Below are 23142 nucleotides of genomic sequence, written 5' to 3'. Positions count from 1 at the left end.
TACCAATCGTAAGGAGACGGCAATGGCATTTGAAAGCGAAGAAAGAGCCAAAGCCTATTGGGACAAAAACGTGAAGCTCATGATCGGCCTAATGGTCATCTGGTTCGTCGTGTCTTTCGGCTGCGGCATTTTATTTGTCGACGTACTAAATCAATTTCAACTAGGCGGTTACAAACTCGGTTTCTGGTTTGCTCAACAAGGCTCCATCTATGCGTTCCTAGGAATTATTTTCTATTACGCATGGAAGATGCGCCAAATTGACCGTGAATTCGGCGTGGACGAATAAGGAGTCACTCAGATGGATTTGAAAACTATTACCTACCTGGTCGTTGGCGCCACGTTCATCCTGTACATCGGGATTGCTATTTGGGCTCGCGCCGGATCAACCAAAGAGTTTTATGTTGCTGGTGGCGGTGTAAACCCGATTGCAAACGGTATGGCAACCGCAGCCGATTGGATGTCCGCAGCGTCGTTTATCTCAATGGCAGGCTTAATTGCCTTCATGGGCTATGGCGGCTCAGTATTTCTAATGGGTTGGACTGGTGGCTACGTTCTGCTTGCGCTGTTGCTAGCGCCTTACCTACGCAAATTTGGTAAGTTTACGGTGCCAGAGTTTGTTGGTGAACGCTTTTACTCCAACACAGCACGTATCGTAGCGGTTGTTTGTCTTATCATCGCATCAGTGACTTATGTTATCGGTCAGATGAAAGGCGTGGGCGTTGCGTTTGGTCGCTTCTTAGAAGTGGATTACTCCACCGGCCTATTAATTGGTATGTGTATCGTTTTCATGTACGCGGTTCTTGGCGGCATGAAAGGCATCACTTACACGCAGATTGCTCAATATTGCGTACTCATTCTTGCTTACACTATCCCTGCAATCTTTATCTCTCTGCAACTCACTGGTAACCCAATCCCACAAATTGGTCTGGGGAGTACCATGGCTGGTACCGATGTCTATCTACTCGATCGGCTTGACCAAGTTGTGACCGAACTCGGATTCAGTGAATACACGACCCAAGTACGTGGCGACACACTTAATATGTTTGTCTACACCATGTCACTGATGATTGGTACTGCCGGTCTACCACACGTAATTATCCGTTTCTTTACCGTGCCGAAGGTTCGCGACGCACGTACATCAGCAGGCTGGGCTCTGATCTTCATCGCAATCCTTTACACTACAGCACCAGCGGTATCAGCGATGGCTCGTCTCAACCTAATGAATACGGTAAATCCAGCTCCGGGTCAGCACCTAGCGTATGACGAGCGTCCTGCGTGGTTCAAAAACTGGGAAACAACTGGACTACTCGGTTTTGACGATAAAAATGGCGATGGCAATATCCAATACACTTCAGATGCGTCCACCAACGAACTGCGCGTTGATAACGACATCATGGTATTGGCTAACCCAGAGATCGCTAAACTACCAAACTGGGTGATCGCACTTGTGGCAGCAGGTGGTCTTGCAGCTGCACTATCTACCGCAGCAGGTTTACTACTCGCCATTTCTTCAGCTATTTCCCATGACTTAATCAAAGGGGTTATCAATCCGAACATATCCGAGAAAAAAGAGCTACTTGCTAGTCGAATATCAATGGCAGTAGCGATAGCAGCCGCAGGCTATCTCGGTTTAAATCCGCCTGGATTTGCCGCAGGTACGGTAGCACTCGCCTTTGGTCTTGCCGCTTCATCCATCTTCCCTGCATTGATGATGGGCATCTTCAGCAAGAGCATCAACAAAGAAGGCGCAATCGCCGGTATGATTGCAGGTATCAGTATTACGCTGTTCTACGTATTCCAACACAAAGGCATCCTTTTCGTTGCTGATTGGAAATATCTAGAAAGCTGGGGAACAAACTGGTTCCTGGGTATTGAGCCAAACGCGTTTGGTGCTATTGGCGCACTATTTAACTTCATCGTCGCATTCGCTGTCTCCAAAGTAACAGCAGAAACGCCACAAGAAGTAAAAGACCTAGTCGAACACGTTCGCGTGCCAGTAGGTGCTGGTAGTGCAGTGGATCACTAAAAACTAATCAAAACCACAAAAGCCCCGTTTGGAACCAGCCGTCCGGGGCTTTTTTATTCTCACTTTTCAGTTACCATATTCGCAGTATGTCGTTGCAAGGAAGCCAAGATGTTCAAAAACAAGCACTTTATTCTCGCTCTACTGATTGCGCCAGTTCTCTCTTTGATCGCTTACTTCGGTACCGATATGGCCCTCAGCGAGAAACCCCACGCGGCGCAAGAAGGGGAAACTTACAAACTCGCGAGTAAGTCTAATTGTCGTTACACCAGTGGTCTGTGTGATATGGAAAATGGCGATTTTAAAGTGAAATTTCGCTCTGAAAAACTCACTAAAAATAACTTAGAATTGTCACTCAACGCCGCTTACCCACTCGAAGGGGTTAAAGTTTCTATTGTGAGTGACAAAGAGAAAAACGCTCAACCGATTGATATGAAGCCCGCCGATCAAGCAGGCCAAAGCTGGTACATCACCTTACCAAAGCCTGCATCTGCAGAAAGCTGGTTAAGAGTCGTCATTCAATCAGGCGGCACACTGTATTATGGTGAAACACAAACCGCATTTGTGAAGTACGAAACCTTATTTACTGAATAACGGCGACAAGCTAATTCACCGGTATTCAAACGACAGTGACTTAGTTTCACTCAGCATAAATGAATTCCTACTCAGCCGACGCCTTTGCGTCGGCTTTTGTTTCCGTAAGTCTTTCTTCAACAACCTCTTACTCTAAAAAGGGTTGCCAACCCACAATTTAATTGATAATAATTATCATTACATTTAATGAGAGGTGGTTATGGACAACAAACGGGACATCTTTAACGCATTTTTTAAAGCCCAAGATAGATTCCTTCTCGCCGCACCACATGGCTTTGAGCCAGACGTGATTCATGACTATATTCATTGGGGAATGGTGTTGTCTTCTTGTTATGAACACGATGCCGATGAAGAAAATCTATTGTTGTGTGAGCTGTTTTTACGTCAGGTTTATTTCCATTTACTAGACGCAATTCAAGACTCAACTCGCAGTCGCATCTTCCGTCGTGTCTGTCTCGATTCTATCCATACGCCATTATTCTGCCTCAAACGCTATTACTACCAGTTTGAACAAGGCGACGTGAAATTTCTCGCACTACAACAACAATTACGCCTGATTCAAATCTCACTCGATTAACCAAAAGGATCCCTACCATGAGCACCGAATTCCGCATAGAAACTGACAGTATGGGCGAAGTTACTGTCCCTGCAGATGCTCTCTACCAAGCCCAGACTCAACGCGCCGTCGATAACTTCTCATTCAGTCAACATAAAATGCCATCTGGTTTTATCAAAGCGTTAGCACACATCAAGCAGACTGCGGCACTCACCAACGCACAGCTAGGGCTGCTTGAAGGAGATATTGCCAACGCGATTGCTGACGCAGCTCAAGCAATTATCGAAGGCAATCATATTGAGCAATTCCCAATTGACGTGTTCCAAACAGGATCAGGCACTAGCTCAAATATGAATGCGAATGAAGTAATTGCAACACTGGCCTCCCAGCATCTAGGCGGCACTGTCAGCCCTAATGATCACGTCAACATGGGACAAAGCAGCAACGATGTGGTACCGACGGCCATTCAAGTTAGCGCAGCATTAGCCATTGAAAAACAGCTCTTCCCGGCCCTGTCACACCTAAGCCAAACACTAGAGTCTAAGCAACAAGCATTGAAAGATGTTGTAAAAACCGGTCGCACCCACTTAATGGATGCGATGCCAATTACCTTTGCTCAAGAACTTGGCGGTTGGCAGTTCCAAATCGAGCACGCAAAACAAGCGATTGAACAAGCACTTCCTGCTGTAAAAGCCTTAGCCCAAGGTGGTACGGCAGTTGGAACGGGGATCAATGCCGATCCACGCTTTGCGGACTTATTCGCTAGCAACCTAACCCAGTCAACTCGTATTCAGTTCACGGCCAGTGATAACTTCTTTTTCAATTTAAGCAGTCAAGATGCGATCGTCGCTCTGTCGGGACAGCTCAAAACAGCAGCAGTTGCGATCATGAAGATCGCAAACGATCTTCGTTGGATGAATTCAGGCCCATTGGCTGGTTTAGGTGAAATTGAATTACAAGGCTTGCAACCGGGTTCTTCCATCATGCCTGGCAAAGTAAATCCTGTGATCCCAGAAGCCGCAGCTATGGCATCAGCGCAAGTCATTGGTAATGACACCACCATTACCGTCGCAGGCCAAGCGGGCAACTTCCAGCTTAACGTCATGCTGCCAGTTATTGCTCATAACGTATTGGAGAGCATCGAGTTACTCTCTAACAGCGCAACCGCTTTAGCTGACAAAGCCATTGCGACGTTTGAAGTTCGCCAAGATAACTTGGATATAGCACTCGCCAAAAACCCTATTTTGGTCACGGCTCTCAACCCGGTCATTGGCTACCTAAAAGCGGCAGAAGTCGCGAAAAAAGCCTACAAACAGGGACGCGCGATTATTGATGTCGCGGAAGAAGAAACGGATTTGGATAGAGCCACACTAGAGCGATTGCTTAATCCAGCCAAACTGACTCAAGGCGGCGTCGCAGAATAAGCGGCAAACTCAGCCTATCAACTAAGATTACAAACATCGAGACCTCCATTCGGAGGTCTCTTTTTATAGCGATTTTTCAAACACTCCAATCCTAAGCGACTCGATTGAGCACCGAACGCAGCTTAAGCGGCTTAACTGGCTTAGCAATAAAGCTGAACCCATTTGCTTTGATGCCATCAAGCATATCATCGGTACGATCTGCACTGATGATGACGCCTTCAAAGCTGTGGCCTAATCTCAGGCGGCATTGCTGTAGCACTTCTAAACCAGTACGACCATCATCAAGTCGGTAATCGGAGAAAATTACATCCGGAATCCAACCATCCTCAAGCGCTTGTAGACTTTCAACTAAATCAATCGCAACTCGTGTATCGCAACCCCATCGGGAAAGTAAGTTTTCCATGCCGACTAGAATGTCAGGCTCATTATCGACACAAAGGATTCTCAGATGACCAAGTTCAGATTGCTTATTCATCGCCACGTGAACTGGATGAGGCTGAACATGATCAGCTTTATCTAGGGTGATGGAAAAAACACTGCCTTTTCCAACCCAAGAGCGCATCGAAATTTCATGCCCAAGTACCTGAGCAATTCCTTTCGAAATCGCCAAACCAAGTCCGAGACCTTGGTCGGAACGAACTTGAGTTCCGCGATTAAACTCTTCAAAAATCTCTTGCTGCTTCTCTTCTTCAATCCCCACTCCATTATCCCATACATCAATACGCACTCGCCCTTTCACGCGGCGAACACCGAGTGCGACTTTGCCATTCGGGTTATAACGAAACGCATTGGTCAGGAAGTTTTGCACCACACGGCGCAGCAGTTTGGGATCCGACTTAACCATGAGTGAGGACGGAATCATGGTGAACTCTATACCTTGCTGTTTGGCTAACGCACTAAACTCAGCATTCAAATTCGATAACACATCATTTAACGCAAAGCCATGCACGTTGACTTCCAACTTGCCCGATTCCAAACGCGAGATATCCAGCAAATCTCCAATTAAGTCTTCGGCAGCCTCTAAAGCACTTTCAATGTGTGCTGACAGCTTTTTGGCTTCGCTGTCTTTGGCGACTTCCGATAGTGAAGATGCGAATAGACGCGCCGCGTTGAGCGGTTGCATCAAGTCATGGCTTACTGCCGCCAAGAACCGTGATTTGGACTTCGATTCCAAATCCGAGCGCTGCGTCGCTTCCACCAGCTGCTTGTTAAGTTGTTCTAATTCTCGAGTCCGCAGACGTACCCTTTCTTCCAATGTCTCGTTGGCGTCTTTCAGTGCTTGCTCTGCATCACGGAATACGGTGATGTCGGTAAAGCTCATCACAAAGCCACCACCTGGCATTGGGTTACCTTGCACCTCTATCACGCGACCATCGGGACGAACCCGAGAAGAGGTGTGCCGAGTCCCTTGCTCGAGGTGATAAACACGGCGACGGACGTGGTCATCAGGGTCACCAGGGCCACACAACCCCTGCTCTGCATTGTGCCGAATCACATCCGCAATCGGTCGACCTACTTGAATCAGGCCTGGCGGAAATTCAAAGAGTTCTAAATAGCGTTGGTTCCACGCAACCAAGCGTAGTTGCTTATCGACGACCGCAATACCTTGTCCAATATGCTCAATCGCGCCTTGGAGTAAACCCCGACTAAAATCGTACAGTTCAGAGGCTTCATCGACGATAGTCGCCACCTCTTCAAGCTGCATGTTTCTTCCTTGCAGAGCGGAAGTAAGCACTAACTTAGCAGAAGATGCACCAAATACCCCTGCTAGCACACGCTCCGTATGCCGAATCAGAGAAGATGGCGCTTGTTGATTCGGCATCAACTCTTCTCGTTGCTGGCTCCAGTAGGCTTGAAACGCCGCTTTAACTCGCGTTCGTCCTACAAATCTGGACGCTAGCATTTCCAGTTCTGCAACCGTAACGCGGCTCTGGTACAGACTCATATTTTCGCTTTCAGGCAACGGTGTACCAACGAATGATGCCGATTGTAAGCGCTCACTTAGGCTTGGTCGGGTAGCCATAGAAACCACAACAAAACACACTGCATTAGCGACCACGCTGAGGATCATCCCCCAATCTGAAATCGCGATATCAAAACTAGCCAATACCTCTGGTGGCGTAATCAACCAGATCAGGAAGTTATTGCTGGCGTCTCCGGCAAGCATGTCTGTTTGGCTCATTAACGTAATCAACCAGGTAGCAAAACCCACCGCGAGGCCAACATACACACCTTTCTTATTCCCTTGACGCCAATACATACCGCCAACCAGCGCAGGAGCGAATTGCGTGATAGCCGCGAACGAGAGAAAGCCGATAGCAGAAAGTGAATGAATGGTGTCCAACGCTTGATAGAAACACCACGCGCCAATCAACAAAACTAAAATCAAACCACGGCGGATCCGCAGTAATAATTCAGAAAAATGGTGATGGTTACGCTGCGTCAGTCGCATGCGACGCAATAGCAATGGCATAACCAAGTCATTCGAGACCATGATCGCTAAGGCAATCGTCGATACGATAACCATGCCACTTGCCGCTGAAGTACCGCCTAGAAACGCAAGTAAGGCGATTTCACTCGCCCCTACCGACATCGGCACACTGATGACATAAGTATCAGGCGAAGCGCCACTCAAGAGACCTTGCCCTACCCACGCAATAGGTAAAACAAAAATCCCCATTAAGATCAGATAAATGGGGAACAACCAACGAGCCACGTGCAAATCTTGAGCACGTTCATTTTCCACCACCATCGTATGGAATTGTCGCGGAAGGCAAACGATCGCCAGCATGGTCAGTACAGTATGAATCAATATAGTCGGGATATTTGGTGACTGATACGTCTGTGCGGCAACATCAAGTAAGCTCAAATTCTCGGTGTTCATCGCCAACCAAACAATGAAGACACCAACCACTAAAAAAGCCAGCAGTTTGATAATGGATTCGAAGGCAATTGCCATCATCATCCCACGATGGTGTTCCGTGTTATCAATGTGGCGGGTACCGAATAGCATCGTAAAAATCGCCAATGCGACCACAACAAACCACGACACGCTATCGTTTTGATAACCAAAATCAGTAGCCAGCTCTGGTGCAATGATTTCAAGCCCCATAGTGATACCACGCAGCTGTAAAGCGATGTACGGCAAAATTCCCGCAACCGCTATGAGCGTAACAACCACGGCCAAACCTTGGGATTTACCGTAGCGTGCTCCGATAAAGTCAGCAATCGACGTGATGTGTTCCCGTTTAGCAATCAAAATAAGCCGAGCTAAAACGCGCCATCCGATGGTAAACACTAAAATGGGAGCAATATAGATGGGCAAGAAAGACCAAGGATTACTGCTGGCCTGCCCGACCGTGCCGTAGAAGGTCCATGATGTACAGTACACCGCAATGGAAAGGCTATAAATCCAAGGCCGCCAGCGCGCTAGCCACCTTTTCTGAATGTCGCCGTACCACGCGATGATAAATAAAGCTCCCAAATACGCTAAAGAAACGGGAACCACCAGCCATCCTTGCATCCGATATCCTTTCTTGCCTTTCTTGCTACTTTTAAAGCAAGAGAATAAAAAAACCTCTCCATGAGGGAGAGGTTTCATTTAACACTGCTTTGATAACGGAGACAAAGCTTAGTTTTTAACCTTTGTTACATAAGTCTAATTCTGTGTTTCAAGTGGCTTGTCTGATACATCAACCACCTGATGTGGGTCTTGCGAATCAAGCTTGATGAACAGAGCCAATAACCCCATCGCGGCCATGCCCCAGAACACAAGCGGTCCCCAGTGCTCATAACCCCAGCCACTCAATACGGTCATTAACGCGATAAATGCGCCCAACGGAATCGCGTTATACAACGCTTGCAACGCTACGATCTTATTTTCTTCGGAGTTTTGGATATATTGGATCGCGGCAATGTGTGCGGTAGCGAAAGTCACACCATGCAATAGTTGAACAACCACCAAAGCAATAATTGATGTTGTCGACGCCGTAATACCCCAACGCATCATTACACCAACGGCAGCAGCAATAAACAGCGCGCGTATTGACCAACCTACGAATAAGCGCTTACTCAATGCAAACACTGCCACTTCTGCGGCCACTCCTAAGCTCCACAAGTAGCCAATGACATCTTCCGAGTGACCAGCGGCCTTCCAGTGAATCGCACTAAAGCCGTAGTAAGCCGCATGACTGCCCTGAATTAGTGACACCAACACTAAGAATTTTAGTATCGGCTTGTCGGTCAAAAGAGCGGTCAGCTTTGGACGTTCTGCGCTTTGCCCACCGTGCGTTACAGGCATTGGGTTAGTCGGTCGCATAGCAAACAGCAACGAGATAAACACGCCGAACATCGCAGTGTACAAGATCATATCGGAGCCAAATTCAGCCACCAGGTAGCCCACTGCCGTCGAGCCTGCGATAAAGGCGATCGAACCCCATAGCCGCGTGCGGCCATAATCGAGCATTTTCAGGCGAGCGTAGTAATTTGCCATCGCGTCCGACAACGGAATAATCGGTCCACAACAAAGATTGAACAACACTGTCGCTAGTGCCATTAACCAAAAGCTACCACCCGTAAAAAAGTGAAATCCAACAAAAAGGAGGGCAGCGAAACTCAACCAACGTAAAGCAGGCATAAGATGTTCGACTTTGTGTACTCGTGGGGTGATCACGATATTGGCAACACAACGTGTCGCAAGGCCTAACCCGACCAGCAAACCGATATCTGTCGAAGATACGCCCTGATCCTTAAACCAAAGTGACCAAAATGGCAGATACACGCCATACGCAAAGAAGAATCCGAGAAAGTACTGGGAAATCCAGCCATACGGAGAAGGTTTCAACATTACTAATATCCTAAAACGGGAACACCAACGTTCGAGCCGGGAATTATGGATCGCCATGCGTATTATAAAAAGGGAAGAATAAGAAACTTATCGTTTCCTCGATGGAATACTAACTTTGCGACATTTGGCATCTTCAAGCGAAAACATCGTAATTTAGACCAAAGTCGTCTGGCTTCCGGTAAGAAATTTGTCAGACTTAGAGAGTGTTCCTTCCATCATTATTGGGTGTTCTCATGCCTGACAAATTTAACATGCAATCTCCACCGTTCGATCGCTTAACTGAAGCACAACAAACGCGACTGCGATCGTCTCTGGACGTCGCCTACTATCGAGCTCGAGATGTTATTTTATCCTGCGGACAGAAGAACCCCCACTTACATATTCTGATCAAAGGCGCGGTAGAAGAGCGCTCCAACGATCAACAGGAAGTGTTCGCACATTATGCCAACGACGATATGTTCGATGTACGCTCGTTACTTGAAGACAAGGTACGTCATCACTACATCGCGCTTGAGGACACGCTCTCTTACCTACTGCCGAAAGAAATTTTCCTTGCCCTTTACAACGAAAATGGCCAGTTTGCAGCCTATTTCGATAACAATTTATCGAAACGGCAAGAGCTCATCGAAGCGGCCCATCAACAGCAAAACTTAGCGGAGTTTATTCTCACTAAAGTTGACCGCAGCATTTATCACCCACCGATGATCCTCGAACCAAATACACCAATTAACGAGGTAACACGTTCCTTAAAAGAAAATGGGATTGACGCTGCATTGGTTCAACTCCATGGCGATGATCCACGATTGGAAAAATGGCCATCAGCCCACCCGTACGCAATAGTGACTCGTACTAATATGCTGCATTCTGTGATGATAGATGGTTGCGCGCTCGACACACCAGTGGGTGAGATCGCGAGCTTTCCTGTTTATCACGTTGATGATGGAGACTTTCTATTCAACGCCATGATCACAATGACCAGAAATAGAATGAAACGCCTCATGGTATGTGAAGGCAACAGAGCCGTCGGCATGCTGGATATGACCCAAATTCTTAGCGCGTTCTCAACCCACTCTCACGTGTTAACGCTCAGTATTGCTCGAGCAAGCAGCGTGGAAGAGCTCGCTTTGGCCTCAAACCGCCAACGTCAATTGGTCGAGAGCTTATTGAAAAACGGCATCCGCACTCGCTTCATCATGGAGCTTATCTCAGCCGTAAACGAACAAATTATCGAGAAAGCGTTCGAGTTAGTGATACCACCAGCCTTGCACGACCATTGTTGCTTGATCGTACTCGGCTCTGAAGGCCGAGGAGAGCAAATTCTCAAAACCGATCAAGACAATGCCCTGATTATTCAAGATGGTTTGGAATGGCCTCATTGCGAACAAGTGATGCGATCCTTCACACACACCCTACAACAGCTCGGTTATCCACTTTGCCCGGGTAAAGTGATGGTTAACAACCCGAAATGGGTCAAAACACAGCAAGAATGGATAAGCACCCTAAACCACTGGATAGCTAAAGCCGAACCAGAACAAATCATGGACTTAGCCATTTTCAGTGACGCCCATGCTGTTGCTGGGAATTGCGAGCTGCTGGCTCCAATTGCGGCGCATCTTCGTGACACAATGAAAGATCGCATGTTGATATTGTCTGACTTTACTCGCCCTGCCTTGCAGTTTTCGGTGCCCCTAACTCTATTTGGCAACGTAAAAAGTGCTAAAAACGGATTGGACATTAAACGCGGCGGTATTTTCCCAATTGTACACGGCATTCGCGCCTTGTCTTTGGAGTATGCCATTGAAGAGAAGAACACGTTTGAACGCATTGAAGCTCTGAGAAATAAGCGCATCTTAGAACCCGAAACAGCAGATAATCTCAACGAAGCACTGAAATTGTTCTTTAAACTTCGCCTTAATCAGCAACTCAAAAAGCAAGAAGCGTTGAATAACATTGATATTAAACAACTGGATAGAACTGAGCGTGATTTGCTTCGCCACAGCTTACATGTGGTGAAGAAATTTAAGCAATTTTTAGGCTTCCATTATCAAATTCGTGATTAACCCTGATTTTCATAAATCACAGAGGCGTAAGCAATGAACTGGTTACAACGCAAATACTGGTACTACAAATTGAAAGGTTCGCCTTATCAGTCGCTGTTTTGCACGCCAGATAAAACAGAATACGTCTCTCTTGACTGCGAAACCACCAGCCTTGACCCAAATCGCGCCGAGCTGGTGACTATTGCAGCCACCAAGATCATCGACAACCGCATCATCACCAGTCAACCATTTGAAGTCCGCTTACGCGCGCCACAATCGCTCGACTCTGGCTCGGTCAAGATCCATCGAATTCGCCACCAAGACTTAGTCGATGGCATCAGTGAAAAAGAGGCGCTGCTCGAGCTGCTCGACTTTATCGGCAACCGACCACTTGTGGGCTATCACATTCGTTACGATAAAAAGATCTTAGACCTTGCTTGTCTGCGGCAACTTGGCTTCCCACTTCCTAACCCACTGATCGAGGTCAGTCAGATTTATCACGATAAGTTGGAACGACATTTGCCGAATGCCTATTTCGACTTAAGTCTGGATGCCATTTGTAAACACCTCGAACTTCCTATCCAAGACAAACACGACGCTTTGCAAGACGCGATTTCTGCCGCTTTGGTCTTTGTCCGCTTAACGAAAGGCGATTTACCCAACCTAACCGCACCGTATACATAAAAATCAGTTGACCTAGCTCCCAGAAATACTTTTGTTTCAGCGATTTCCCGGCGCTTCTATCACTCTCATCCTAAAGTCTAATTGTGGAAATACGCGCGGTGACTGACAGTTATAAGCACAACGTCGTCATTACCACGACCAAGTTATTTAGAACCAAAAAACAGCCCTACAAAAATATATTCAAAATCTTATCTAGATTGGTGTAAGGCCGAGAAATAAGGCACAAGGAGAGAAGCCATGAGCGAAGCCCACGTTTATCCGGTAAAAGAAAATATTAAAACTCATACACACGCGGATAATGATACTTACTTAGCCATGTATCAGCAGTCGGTAACCGATCCAGAGGGCTTCTGGAACGAACACGGCAAAATCGTTGATTGGATCAAACCTTTCACCAAAGTAAAAAGCACTTCTTTCGACACTGGCCATGTTGATATTCGCTGGTTTGAAGATGGCACACTGAACGTCTCGGCTAACTGTATTGACCGTCATCTTGCAGAACACGGGGACGACGTCGCCATCATTTGGGAAGGCGATGATCCAGCCGACGACAAAACACTCACTTTCAACGAACTGCACAAAGAAGTGTGTAAATTCTCCAACGCATTGAAAGAGCAAGGCGTACGCAAGGGAGACGTGGTGTGTCTATACATGCCAATGGTGCCAGAAGCCGCTGTGGCTATGCTCGCTTGTACCCGTATTGGTGCGGTTCACACCGTAGTATTTGGCGGTTTCTCACCAGAAGCACTATCCGGCCGTATCATCGACTCTGACGCTAAAGTCGTGATCACCGCAGACGAAGGCGTACGTGGCGGACGCGCTGTTCCACTGAAAAAGAACGTGGATGAAGCACTAACCAACCCAGACGTAAAAACCATCAATAAAGTCGTCGTGCTTAAACGTACAGGTGGTGATGTTGAATGGCATGAACACCGTGATGTTTGGTGGCACGAAGCAACAGCCAACGTTTCTGACGTTTGCCCACCAGAAGAGATGAAAGCCGAAGACCCGCTGTTCATCCTCTACACATCTGGCTCGACAGGTAAACCTAAAGGCGTACTACATACCACAGGCGGTTACCTCGTCTACGCGGCAATGACCTTTAAATATGTCTTCGATTATCAACCAGGTGAAACCTTCTGGTGTACCGCGGATGTGGGCTGGATTACAGGCCATACTTACCTAATTTATGGTCCACTAGCGAACGGGGCCAAAACCATTCTGTTTGAAGGTGTTCCAAACTACCCAAGCACGGCTCGGATGAGTGAAGTGGTTGATAAGCACCAAGTGAACATTCTCTACACTGCGCCAACCGCTATTCGTGCACTAATGGCAAAAGGTAACGAAGCGGTAGCAGGGACATCTCGTTCAAGCTTACGTGTGATGGGTTCAGTAGGTGAGCCTATCAACCCTGAAGCGTGGGAGTGGTACTACAAAACGATTGGTAACGAGAGCTCGCCTATCGTTGATACTTGGTGGCAAACAGAGACCGGCGGTATCTTAATTGCACCACTACCAGGTGCAACAGATTTAAAACCAGGCTCAGCAACTCGACCATTCTTCGGAGTCCAACCTGCACTGGTTGATAACATGGGCAACATCATTGAAGAAACCGCAGCAGAAGGTAACTTGGTGATCCTTGATTCATGGCCAGGTCAGATGCGTACTGTTTATGGCGACCACGAGCGCTTTGAACAGACCTACTTCTCAACCTTCAAGGGAATGTACTTTACTAGTGATGGGGCTCGTCGTGACGAAGACGGTTACTACTGGATCACGGGCCGTGTTGATGACGTACTAAACGTGTCGGGTCACCGCATGGGTACCGCTGAAATAGAATCGGCTCTTGTCGCACATCATAAAATTGCTGAGGCCGCTATTGTGGGCATTCCGCATGATATCAAAGGCCAAGCTATCTACGCTTACATTACCTTGAACGATGGTGAATTCCCGTCAGCAGAGCTACACAAAGAAGTGAAAGATTGGGTGCGTAAAGAAATTGGTCCAATTGCAACACCAGATGTACTGCACTGGACGGATTCCTTACCGAAGACTCGTTCTGGTAAGATCATGCGTCGAATCCTGCGTAAAATTGCAACGGGTGATACCAGCAACCTCGGAGACACATCAACGCTTGCCGATCCGAGCGTTGTAGATAAACTTATCGCAGAGAAAGCAGAATTGGCATAAATTCAACCAACTGTTTTAAAAGCACTTTAAAAACCGCCATCACTCATGGCGGTTTTTTGCTTTAGTGCACAAATTGGCCACACAAAAAATATGGCAATTATGTTGTTTTTGTTAACTTGGTTACAGAAACGAGAGTGGCTATTAGGAGATTAGACCAGTAAATTGCTGCTAATTGCTATGAATTAGCTATAATCTTGGTCGATTTTTTAAAATTTGCTCGGTTTTAACAAAAAAATCGTGCTGAACTATCGTATATTTGGGAATATAAACGTTCCACTCACGATAAGGGAAGATAGCAACACAATGTCTGCAAAGTCACGGATTCTTGTTCTAAACGGACCAAATCTTAATCTATTGGGTCTGCGCGAACCGACACACTATGGTCACAGTACCTTAGCTCAAGTTGTGGATACTCTTACAGAGCAAGCCCATAACGCTGGGGTAGAACTGGAACACCTACAATCAAATCGTGAGTACGAACTGATTGAAGCCATTCACGCTGCCTATGGCAAGATTGACTTCATCATCATCAATCCAGCGGCTTTCACTCATACTAGTGTGGCGCTGCGAGATGCATTACTTGGCGTCGCCATCCCATTTATTGAGGTGCACTTATCAAATGTGCACGCACGTGAACCATTCCGTCATCACTCTTATCTGTCAGATAAAGCAGAGGGTGTGATTTGCGGTTTAGGCGCACAAGGTTATGAATTTGCTCTGTCTGCAGCGATCAATAAGCTACAGGCAAAGTAACCCTAACACTCTGCAACCCTACGAGGGTTGTCTTAATCACAAGATAAAAGAGAAAGAAAAGATGGATATTCGTAAAATCAAGAAGCTAATTGAGTTAGTTGAAGAGTCTGGCATTGCTGAGCTAGAGATCTCTGAAGGTGAAGAGTCAGTGCGCATCAGCCGTCATGGCACTGCAGCCCCTCAAGCACCAATTCACTACGCAGCAGCTCCAGCAGCGGCACCTGCTCCAGTAGCAGCGGCACCAGTAGCGGAAGCACCAGCAGCAGAAGCTCCAGCAGCAACACCTGTAGGTCACCAAGTTCTTTCTCCAATGGTTGGTACTTTCTACCGCTCTCCAAGCCCAGACTCTAAAGCATTCGTAGAAGTGGGTCAGAAAGTAAATGCTGGCGATACTCTATGTATTGTTGAAGCAATGAAAATGATGAACCAAATCGAAGCGGACAAATCTGGCGTTGTTACAGCAATCCTAGCTGAAGACGGCCAACCAGTTGAATTCGACCAACCTCTTGTTGTAATCGAATAAGCGGGGCTTGCCTTATGCTAGACAAAGTAGTCATCGCGAACCGAGGTGAAATTGCACTTCGTATTCTTCGCGCTTGTAAAGAATTAGGTATTAAGACCGTCGCTGTTCACTCAACAGCGGACCGCGATCTTAAGCACGTACTACTCGCAGACGAAACCGTATGTATCGGCCCTGCTCGTGGTATCGACAGCTACCTAAACATTCCACGCATCATTTCTGCAGCAGAAGTGACTGGTGCTGTGGCTATCCACCCAGGTTACGGCTTCCTGTCTGAGAACGCAGACTTCGCAGAGCAAGTTGAGCGCAGTGGTTTCATCTTCGTTGGTCCAAAGGCAGACACTATCCGCCTAATGGGCGATAAAGTATCTGCTATCAATGCAATGAAGAAAGCAGGCGTTCCTTGTGTACCGGGTTCTGACGGCCCTCTAGACAATGACGAAGAGAAAAACAAAGCATTTGCTAAGCGCATTGGTTACCCAGTAATCATCAAAGCATCTGGCGGCGGCGGCGGTCGTGGTATGCGTGTTGTTCGCGCAGAGAAAGACCTTATCCAAGCCATTGCAATGACACGTGCTGAAGCAAAAGCGGCGTTCAACAATGACATGGTTTACATGGAGAAATTCCTAGAAAACCCTCGTCACGTTGAAGTTCAGGTTATTGCTGACGGTCAAGGCGGCGCAATCCACCTTGGTGAGCGTGACTGTTCAATGCAACGTCGTCACCAAAAAGTAGTGGAAGAAGCTCCAGCACCTGGTATCACCGAAGAAATGCGTAAGTACATCGGTGAACGCTGTACTCGTGCATGTATCGAGATCGGTTACCGCGGCGCAGGTACGTTTGAATTCCTATACGAGAACGGTGAGTTCTACTTCATCGAAATGAACACTCGTATTCAGGTAGAGCACCCAGTAACAGAGATGGTTACTGGCATCGACCTAATCAAAGAACAGCTTCGTGTTGCAGCGGGTCAGCCTCTGTCATTCACTCAAGATGATATTAAGATCCGTGGCCATGCGATTGAGTGTCGTATCAACGCAGAAGACCCTGAGCGCTTCCTACCATCTCCGGGTAAGATCGAGCGTTTCCACGCTCCTGGCGGTATGGGTGTACGTTGGGAATCTCATATCTACACAGGCTACACAGTACCACCTCATTACGATTCAATGATTGGTAAACTGATCACTTACGGTGAGAACCGTGATGTAGCGATTGCACGTATGAAAAACGCACTGGGTGAGATGATCATCGAAGGCATCAAAACTAACGTGCCACTGCAATTCTCCATTATGAATGACGAAAACTTCCAACACGGTGGTGCAAACATCCACTACCTAGAGAAGAAGCTTGGCTTACAATAAGCCTAAGCAAACGTCTTAAAAAATGCCCACTCCCGTGGGCATTTTTGTTTTATATGTACGCAAAGGGCTCAACATATAAATCGGCTTATTTGGGTATATACTCAAACAAATCGTAGAGTTCTGGTAAACTCTGCGCCACTTCATTCACTTTAAGAGCAAAAACCAATGCCTTGGATTCAAATCAAACTCAACGCGACCAATGAAAACGCTGAGCAAATCGGCGATATGCTAATGGAAGAGACTGGCGCGCTGTCTGTTACATTCTTAGACGCGCAGGATACACCTGTATTCGAACCTCTACCTGGCGAAACTCGCTTATGGGGCGATACTGATATTCTGGCACTGTATGATGCAGAAGCAGACACTAACTTCATCATCGACCAAATTAAAGCGAGCAATATGCTGGCTGACAATTTTGCTTACAAAGTAGAACAGCTTGAAGATAAAGACTGGGAACGCGAATGGATGGAAAACTTCCACCCAATGAAATTTGGTGAACGCCTATGGATTTGCCCAAGCTGGCGCGACATTCCAGATCCTGACGCTGTTAATGTTATGTTGGATCCAGGCCTTGCATTCGGTACGGGTACTCACCCTACAACAGCACTTTGTCTTGAGTGGCTAGAAAGCATGGACTTAAGCGGTAAGACCGTTATCGACTTCGGTTGTGGCTCAGGTATTCTTGCGATCGCAGCGATCAAACTGGGCGCTGAAAAAGTGATAGGGATCGACATTGATCCTCAAGCCCTGCTTGCTTCAAAAGACAATGCTGAGCGTAATGGCGTTGCAGACAAACTAGAAGTTTACTTACCGCAAAATCAACCAGAAGGTCTCGTCGCTGACGTCGTTGTGGCCAACATCCTTGCGGGACCTTTACGTGAACTTGCACCTATCATCAAAGGACTAGTTAAGCCAAATGGCGACCTCGCTATGTCCGGCGTATTAGACACTCAAGCTGAAGATGTTGCGAACTATTACCGTGACGAGCTTCACATTGACCCGATTGTTGAGCAAAGTGAATGGTGTCGCATCTCTGGTCGTAAGCAAGGCTAGACAAGGTTTTCAGAGCTAATTGTTTGAAATTCATACAATTTACAAAAACAATTTGTAAATGCTCAAATATTAGTCTTTTCACGCAGTGAAAAAATGCGTAAAATGCGCGCCCTTGCTGGTACAGAACTGTGATGACGTTTTGAAAATCGGAAACTATCAACTTAAGAACAATCTAATCGTAGCCCCTATGGCTGGTGTAACGGATAGACCGTTTCGCGAGTTGTGTCTTCGCTATGGTGCGGGAATGGCCGTCAGTGAAATGATGTCTGCTAACCCAAAACTATGGGGAACGTCAAAGTCGAAACAGCGCATGGTACACGAGGGCGAATCGGGCATTCGCTCTGTACAGATTGCGGGTTCCGATCCACAGCTTATGGCGGACGCAGCTCAATTCAGTGTTGAGAACGGTGCACAAATCATCGACATCAACATGGGCTGCCCGGCAAAAAAAGTGAATAAGAAGCTAGCGGGCTCTGCTCTGCTTCAATACCCAAACATTATCGAAGAGATTTTGAAAGCGGTCGTGAATGCAGTGGACGTTCCTGTAACGTTAAAGACTCGAACTGGCTGGGATACAGACAACAAGAACTGTGTCCAGATCGCTAAATTAGCCGAAAACTGCGGCATACAAGCTCTTGCTCTGCATGGCAGAACGAAAGCATGTATGTACAAAGGTGAGGCCGAATATGACAGCATTAAAGCGGTAAAAGAGGCGATTTCAATTCCGGTTATCGCGAACGGTGATATCGATAGCCCGGAGAAAGCCAAATTTGTACTGGAGTACACCGGTGCGGACGCTTTAATGATTGGACGCCCTGCCCAGGGTCGTCCTTGGATTTTCCAGGAAATCCATCACTATTTGGAAAACGGCACCACAATGGAGGAACTTCCAACTGAGGAAGTGAAAACCATTATGCTTGGTCATGTAAATGCTCTGCATGAGTTTTATGGGGAGTTCTTAGGTCCACGTATCGCGCGCAAGCACGTTGGGTGGTACCTGAAAGAGCATGAACAGGCAAGTGAGTTTCGCCGTACCTTCAACGCTATCGACGCAGCTCCGCTGCAAATTGAGGCGTTAGAAGGTTATTTTGATAACGTTGCATCATAATTAAGAGAAGAGCTAGACCGAATATGTTCGAACAAAATCTGACTTCAGAAGCATTAACAGTAACTACAGTAACGTCACAAGACCAGATTACTCAGAAGCCTTTACGTGACTCTGTTAAAGCGTCTCTTAAAAACTACCTTGCTCAACTAAACGGCCAGGAAGTAACAGAACTATACGAATTAGTTCTAGCTGAAGTTGAACAGCCACTACTAGATACTATCATGCAGTACACTCGCGGTAACCAAACTCGCGCAGCAACTATGATGGGTATCAACCGCGGTACTCTTCGCAAGAAACTTAAGAAATACGGCATGAACTAAGACCGTTTTTCAAAAAGTATTTGGAACAAGCCGTTACCTTTTTAGGTAACGGCTTTTCTTTATCTACTAAAACACTACGAATAACGCTCACTTTGTTCAGTATTACCAACTGGCTTTAAGATAACTACTGCTGAGCCAAACAATAGCAAAGCCACGAAAGCGACCCATTCATTGCCTACAGAATACGCGAAGCCCGCCAAGGCAGACCAAATCGCGACACCAAAGTGCATCATACTCATTCCAAAAGACATTAACACACCTCGATATTCATCAGATAAGCTTGCGATATGTGCTTGTAATGCCGGAGAACCAACCCCTCCAGCAAGAGACCAGAGCACTAGAGCTGGAAGATAAGCGGTAACCGTACTCATCTCACTTGAGAACACCCATGCACTGCAAGGTATGCACACCATTAAAGCCACTCGCATAACAGCTCGAGAGCTACCAAGCCAACGGCAAGCTCTCCCCACGCACATATTTCCAACCACACTCACGATCCCTAGAGCAGCATAAATAGCACCCACCCAACCGAGCGCCAACTCGCTGGTATCTCGAATATGAAGGCCTATCAGGTTAAATACACCAATACCTCCCCCTAGGCCTAAACACATCGCTAGAATCGCCCTCAACGCGCATGGAAGATGAATGACGTCTGTGATAGGTGGCAGAGTATCTGACTTCTTGGACTCATTATGCTTGTTGTTCATGGACACTACGCTCATGGCACCGACAAAGAGAGCCGCCACGCCCAAAATAATAAAAGCGGCACGCCATGATAAAAGCTGGGTCAACAATGCTCCGATCGCCGGGCTAGTTATCATACCTAGCGTTAATCCCGCCTGAACCATCACAATTTGACGCATCGCTCTATTACCCTTCGCGTCTCCCGCTAACGCGAATGCAATTGGTAACATGCCTGCACTTGCAATACCAGTGATCACTCGAGTTGCAATAGCAAGTTCAAAATCATGAACTATGCCCGTCGTAATAGACGCAACCCCAAATACAAAGCAAGCAGGCACCATGATACGAATACGCCCAACTCGGTCTGATAAACGGCCCAAGTAAGGAGCGCAAATTGCTATGGCTAAACTATATGCCGTAATAAATAAGGTAACCTGACTCGGTTGAACACTTAAATCATTTCCGATGGGTTCAAGAATAGATCCAAGCATCAACTCATCAGCACCAACAAGAAAAGCAACGAGAAATAGGATCATGGACTGCATCATAGCTCCACCTCCTGTTCTGTTTTCGATTCAGCACAAGTGAGCAACGAAATATCTAAAACTCTATCAGGCCAAGATTGCAAAAATGCCTTCTCATGAGATACCACAATCACGCTACCGGAAAAGCGCTGGAGAGCCTCTTTAAGCGCATTTTTGCTGCTGCTATCCAAATGTGTTGTTGGTTCGTCCAACAGCAAAACATTGCATTTCTGAACCGATAAACAACACAGTTTCACCCGAGTTTGCTCACCACCGCTCAATGTATCTAAGTGGCGCTGCGTCTTATCCCCCGTGATCCCAAAGCGAGCTAATAGCTTGCGTGACTCTTTGCTTGAGATTGTTGGCGCACAAGAGCACAGCTCCTGTTCAGGCGTGTTCTGAGGATGGCGCCAAGACAAATCTTGAGAAAAATAACCAATCATTGCACCTTTTGCCAATACCACCTCACCAGAGAGTGGCTCGATCTTCCCCATCAGGGTTTTAAGTAAGGTCGACTTACCCACGCCGTTAAAGCCAGCAACAACCAACTTTTCCCCGCGCGCTAACGTGATATCAAATACTGGAAGCAGAGGCTGCTGATAACCGATCATCAACGCTTTTGCCTCAACCACATTCGGTTGCTCAATGGGCTGGTAAGCAAAGTCAAACGTCGATACTTTCTCTACATGATTCAGTTGAATACGTTCGATTCTATCCAGTCTCTTCTTACGCCCTTTAGCAAGACTGGCGTTAACTCCTGCACCATTTTGGGCAACAAATTTCTCTAACTTTCGAATTTCACTTTGCTGAGCCTTATATTGCTTTTCTAATAAAGCACCGTCGTGCTGCTTTTGCTGCATTGCTTTGACATAAGTACCGCTGTATTTTCGAACCGTTTGATAATCAATATCACAAACACTGGTCGCTACTTGATTAAGGAAATCAATATCATGAGAAACCAGTAAAACGGTGCCAATGTAATCATTGAGAAACGCGACTAGCCATTCAATGTGCGAAGCATCAAGATAGTTTGTCGGCTCATCAAGAATTAACACATCGGGGTTGCGAAGTAACAACTTGCCTAAAAGGACTTTGTGTCTTTGACCACCACTTAGCGAGACAAGCGGTGTATCTAAGCCAAATTGATAAATACCAAGACCTACAGCAACTCGTTCAATTTTGGTATTAATTGCATAGAAGTCTTCATCTTCTAAATATGCCTGTAGCCGAGCGACTTGGCTTAAAAGAGATGTAGAGTGAGACTCGGTCATCGCCTGATACAAAGTCCAAAGCTTCTGCTCGGCAGCGTATAAGTTCTCAAAAGCACTCTTTAAGCATTCATAAACCGTCAGCGCATTATCCATCTTAAAATGTTGCTCTAAATACCCCACCTCAAGGTTTGGTAACCAGTCAATGCAGCCCTTATCTGCAGATAATTCACCAATAAGCAATTTTAATAAGGTGCTTTTTCCAACGCCATTCGCTCCAGTGATACCTATTTTCTCTCCCACGTTAATACGAAAGGTCACGTTGTTGTATAATGTCTTATCGGCTATCTGATAAGACAAATTTTTAACTTGTAAAATACTCATGTTTTCAACCAAATAAAAAAGGGCCGGTGATCAATACCGGCCCTTATTTCAATACTGGGTAATGCTTTGTAGCTGCTTAACAGATACAAAAAGGCCGATGATGAAATATCACCGGCCATCTCTTCTCTTTTATCAGGTGTAGAGACGCCTGCGTATAACTTCAGCGAAGCTACCCACACATAAAACACCTGATGAAGATTAATTTAAGACTCCGAGCAACACTTCATCGCGTTTTTTGCACGGAGTTCAGCCTTCTTACAAAGCTTTTAAACAAGAGATATAACATGATTTACTGTCGAAAAAATATTCGATGTGAAGCGTACACCTTTAGAATAAAAAGTACCAGATAATTATTAAAACTATCGTGACTTACACGAAGGTCCACTGAAAGAAGACTTTTCCTCAGTCAATGTGCTAGGTGAACGACTTACTCAGCAAACACAACTATGAGAGCACCTATACCGCTCACGTTATACGAATGTAGTGGTGGCTTTGTAGGTTGGAGAGGGTTAGAGGGAAGAAGTAGCGAATACACTTTAAGACACTAGCTTAAATAGATCGACAAAACAAAATCCATGTTTGGAAAGTTTTAAATGCGCTGAGTTTATATTAATAAGCGCCTATGGCTAAATCAAAACATCTAAAGCAGAGAAATCTCCCCCGAAAATAACATAACCTAGTGAATAAATTTTCCAGGTAATAATAAAGGAAGCTTTGGTAAGTAAGCATAAGGGCTGAGAACTAGCGCTCGATACTAGGACCCGGTTCAGTAGAAACCACACAAAACTGAGTTCCACTTCACTCATAACAGGGCTTAGAAAGCATCGCCAGAGGGAAGCCTGCCTCTAGATGCAAGGTTTCAATATGAAAG

General features: G+C 46.4%; 18 protein-coding genes. 14 read left to right on the top strand and 4 right to left on the bottom strand.

All coding sequences use genetic code 11. From position 1 onward, the window contains the following. The first annotated feature begins 22 nt into the window (after positions 1-22). The 5 genes from KJB35_RS25790 (at position 23) to KJB35_RS25770 (ending at position 4597) form a co-directional block, all read left to right on the top strand. The gene (locus tag KJB35_RS25790; RefSeq protein ID WP_005382373.1) at positions 23-286 is read left to right on the top strand and encodes a DUF4212 domain-containing protein; all 264 of its coding nucleotides are present in this window, start codon (positions 23-25) and stop codon (positions 284-286) included. 12 nt (positions 287-298) lie between these two features. Continuing rightward, the gene (locus KJB35_RS25785) at positions 299-2026 is read left to right on the top strand and encodes a sodium:solute symporter family protein (protein WP_005382372.1); all 1728 of its coding nucleotides are present in this window, start codon (positions 299-301) and stop codon (positions 2024-2026) included. Between the two features lie 108 nt (positions 2027-2134). Next, entirely contained in the window at positions 2135-2617 is a 483-nt protein-coding gene (locus KJB35_RS25780; RefSeq protein ID WP_005382371.1) for a hypothetical protein, read from the top strand. Between the two features lie 199 nt (positions 2618-2816). Beyond that, complete coding sequence (locus KJB35_RS25775; protein WP_005382370.1) at positions 2817-3194, top strand: hypothetical protein; 378 nt, start codon at positions 2817-2819, stop codon at positions 3192-3194. Positions 3195-3211: 17 nt separating this feature from the next. Then, on the top strand, positions 3212-4597 hold the full coding sequence (locus tag KJB35_RS25770; RefSeq protein WP_025768815.1) for a lyase family protein: 1386 nt from the start codon (positions 3212-3214) through the stop codon (positions 4595-4597). 91 nt (positions 4598-4688) lie between these two features. Here KJB35_RS25770 and KJB35_RS25765 read toward each other — a convergent pair whose 3' ends face one another. Together KJB35_RS25765 and KJB35_RS25760 are read right to left on the bottom strand one after the other, a co-directional pair. Beyond that, positions 4689-8120 (bottom strand): PAS-domain containing protein, encoded by a 3432-nt coding sequence (locus KJB35_RS25765; protein ID WP_017635559.1) that lies wholly within the window; start codon positions 8118-8120, stop codon positions 4689-4691. A gap of 135 nt (positions 8121-8255) precedes the next feature. Continuing rightward, the gene (locus KJB35_RS25760; RefSeq protein WP_053307400.1) at positions 8256-9443 is read right to left on the bottom strand and encodes a 3-phenylpropionate MFS transporter; all 1188 of its coding nucleotides are present in this window, start codon (positions 9441-9443) and stop codon (positions 8256-8258) included. A gap of 233 nt (positions 9444-9676) precedes the next feature. Here KJB35_RS25760 and KJB35_RS25755 point away from each other — a divergent pair, with 233 nt between their 5' ends. The 9 genes from KJB35_RS25755 to fis all read left to right on the top strand — a co-directional run bounded on the left by KJB35_RS25755 (position 9677) and on the right by fis (position 19471). Beyond that, positions 9677-11503, top strand: coding sequence for a DUF294 nucleotidyltransferase-like domain-containing protein (locus KJB35_RS25755; protein ID WP_262630478.1), 1827 nt, complete (start codon positions 9677-9679; stop codon positions 11501-11503). A gap of 33 nt (positions 11504-11536) precedes the next feature. Then, complete coding sequence (locus tag KJB35_RS25750; protein ID WP_025768818.1) at positions 11537-12166, top strand: 3'-5' exonuclease; 630 nt, start codon at positions 11537-11539, stop codon at positions 12164-12166. Positions 12167-12403: 237 nt separating this feature from the next. Continuing rightward, positions 12404-14356, top strand: coding sequence for an acetate--CoA ligase (gene acs, locus KJB35_RS25745; protein WP_005386359.1), 1953 nt, complete (start codon positions 12404-12406; stop codon positions 14354-14356). 303 nt (positions 14357-14659) lie between these two features. After that, complete coding sequence (gene aroQ, locus KJB35_RS25740; RefSeq protein ID WP_005382360.1) at positions 14660-15109, top strand: type II 3-dehydroquinate dehydratase; 450 nt, start codon at positions 14660-14662, stop codon at positions 15107-15109. Positions 15110-15170: 61 nt separating this feature from the next. After that, a complete protein-coding gene (accB, locus tag KJB35_RS25735; RefSeq protein WP_025768820.1) occupies positions 15171-15632 on the top strand; it encodes an acetyl-CoA carboxylase biotin carboxyl carrier protein in 462 nt (153 codons plus the stop codon). 14 nt (positions 15633-15646) lie between these two features. Further along, complete coding sequence (gene accC / locus KJB35_RS25730) at positions 15647-16990, top strand: acetyl-CoA carboxylase biotin carboxylase subunit (RefSeq protein WP_005382509.1); 1344 nt, start codon at positions 15647-15649, stop codon at positions 16988-16990. Between the two features lie 165 nt (positions 16991-17155). Beyond that, a complete protein-coding gene (prmA, locus tag KJB35_RS25725) occupies positions 17156-18043 on the top strand; it encodes a 50S ribosomal protein L11 methyltransferase (protein WP_005382507.1) in 888 nt (295 codons plus the stop codon). A gap of 139 nt (positions 18044-18182) precedes the next feature. Then, the gene (dusB, locus tag KJB35_RS25720) at positions 18183-19151 is read left to right on the top strand and encodes a tRNA dihydrouridine synthase DusB (RefSeq protein WP_005382505.1); all 969 of its coding nucleotides are present in this window, start codon (positions 18183-18185) and stop codon (positions 19149-19151) included. Positions 19152-19174: 23 nt separating this feature from the next. After that, on the top strand, positions 19175-19471 hold the full coding sequence (gene fis / locus KJB35_RS25715; RefSeq protein WP_000462885.1) for a DNA-binding transcriptional regulator Fis: 297 nt from the start codon (positions 19175-19177) through the stop codon (positions 19469-19471). Between the two features lie 74 nt (positions 19472-19545). Here fis and KJB35_RS25710 read toward each other — a convergent pair whose 3' ends face one another. Both KJB35_RS25710 and KJB35_RS25705 read right to left on the bottom strand, forming a co-directional pair. Next, positions 19546-20703 carry an MFS transporter gene (locus KJB35_RS25710; RefSeq protein ID WP_017635555.1) on the bottom strand — a complete coding sequence of 386 codons (1158 nt, stop codon included), beginning with the start codon at positions 20701-20703 and terminating at the stop codon, positions 19546-19548. Then, positions 20700-22271: an ABC-F family ATP-binding cassette domain-containing protein gene (locus KJB35_RS25705; RefSeq protein WP_256900679.1), complete on the bottom strand. Its 1572-nt coding sequence runs from the start codon at positions 22269-22271 to the stop codon at positions 20700-20702. The genes KJB35_RS25710 and KJB35_RS25705 overlap by 4 nt, the downstream gene beginning before the upstream one ends. Between the last annotated feature and the right edge of the window lie 871 nt (positions 22272-23142).

The organism is Vibrio sp. D431a (assembly GCF_030248655.1).
Classification (GTDB): domain Bacteria; phylum Pseudomonadota; class Gammaproteobacteria; order Enterobacterales; family Vibrionaceae; genus Vibrio; species Vibrio alginolyticus.
Note: the sequence above shows the minus strand (reverse complement) of the source record. Positions and strands in the feature narration are given on the sequence as shown.

What these genes read in the sequence shown, in the direction of transcription:
- KJB35_RS25765 (WP_017635559.1), bottom strand. Translation starts at nt 8,120, where the DNA reads ATGCAAGGATGGCTGGTGGTTCCCGTTTCTTTAGCGTATTTGGGAGCT.
- KJB35_RS25755 (WP_262630478.1), top strand. Translation starts at nt 9,677, where the DNA reads ATGCCTGACAAATTTAACATGCAATCTCCACCGTTCGATCGCTTAACT.
- KJB35_RS25710 (WP_017635555.1), bottom strand. Translation starts at nt 20,703, where the DNA reads ATGATGCAGTCCATGATCCTATTTCTCGTTGCTTTTCTTGTTGGTGCT.
- prmA (WP_005382507.1), top strand. Translation starts at nt 17,156, where the DNA reads ATGCCTTGGATTCAAATCAAACTCAACGCGACCAATGAAAACGCTGAG.
- KJB35_RS25780 (WP_005382371.1), top strand. Translation starts at nt 2,135, where the DNA reads ATGTTCAAAAACAAGCACTTTATTCTCGCTCTACTGATTGCGCCAGTT.
- KJB35_RS25790 (WP_005382373.1), top strand. Translation starts at nt 23, where the DNA reads ATGGCATTTGAAAGCGAAGAAAGAGCCAAAGCCTATTGGGACAAAAAC.
- acs (WP_005386359.1), top strand. Translation starts at nt 12,404, where the DNA reads ATGAGCGAAGCCCACGTTTATCCGGTAAAAGAAAATATTAAAACTCAT.
- fis (WP_000462885.1), top strand. Translation starts at nt 19,175, where the DNA reads ATGTTCGAACAAAATCTGACTTCAGAAGCATTAACAGTAACTACAGTA.
- KJB35_RS25785 (WP_005382372.1), top strand. Translation starts at nt 299, where the DNA reads ATGGATTTGAAAACTATTACCTACCTGGTCGTTGGCGCCACGTTCATC.
- KJB35_RS25750 (WP_025768818.1), top strand. Translation starts at nt 11,537, where the DNA reads ATGAACTGGTTACAACGCAAATACTGGTACTACAAATTGAAAGGTTCG.
- KJB35_RS25760 (WP_053307400.1), bottom strand. Translation starts at nt 9,443, where the DNA reads ATGTTGAAACCTTCTCCGTATGGCTGGATTTCCCAGTACTTTCTCGGA.
- accB (WP_025768820.1), top strand. Translation starts at nt 15,171, where the DNA reads ATGGATATTCGTAAAATCAAGAAGCTAATTGAGTTAGTTGAAGAGTCT.
- KJB35_RS25775 (WP_005382370.1), top strand. Translation starts at nt 2,817, where the DNA reads ATGGACAACAAACGGGACATCTTTAACGCATTTTTTAAAGCCCAAGAT.
- accC (WP_005382509.1), top strand. Translation starts at nt 15,647, where the DNA reads ATGCTAGACAAAGTAGTCATCGCGAACCGAGGTGAAATTGCACTTCGT.
- KJB35_RS25770 (WP_025768815.1), top strand. Translation starts at nt 3,212, where the DNA reads ATGAGCACCGAATTCCGCATAGAAACTGACAGTATGGGCGAAGTTACT.
- aroQ (WP_005382360.1), top strand. Translation starts at nt 14,660, where the DNA reads ATGTCTGCAAAGTCACGGATTCTTGTTCTAAACGGACCAAATCTTAAT.
- KJB35_RS25705 (WP_256900679.1), bottom strand. Translation starts at nt 22,271, where the DNA reads ATGAGTATTTTACAAGTTAAAAATTTGTCTTATCAGATAGCCGATAAG.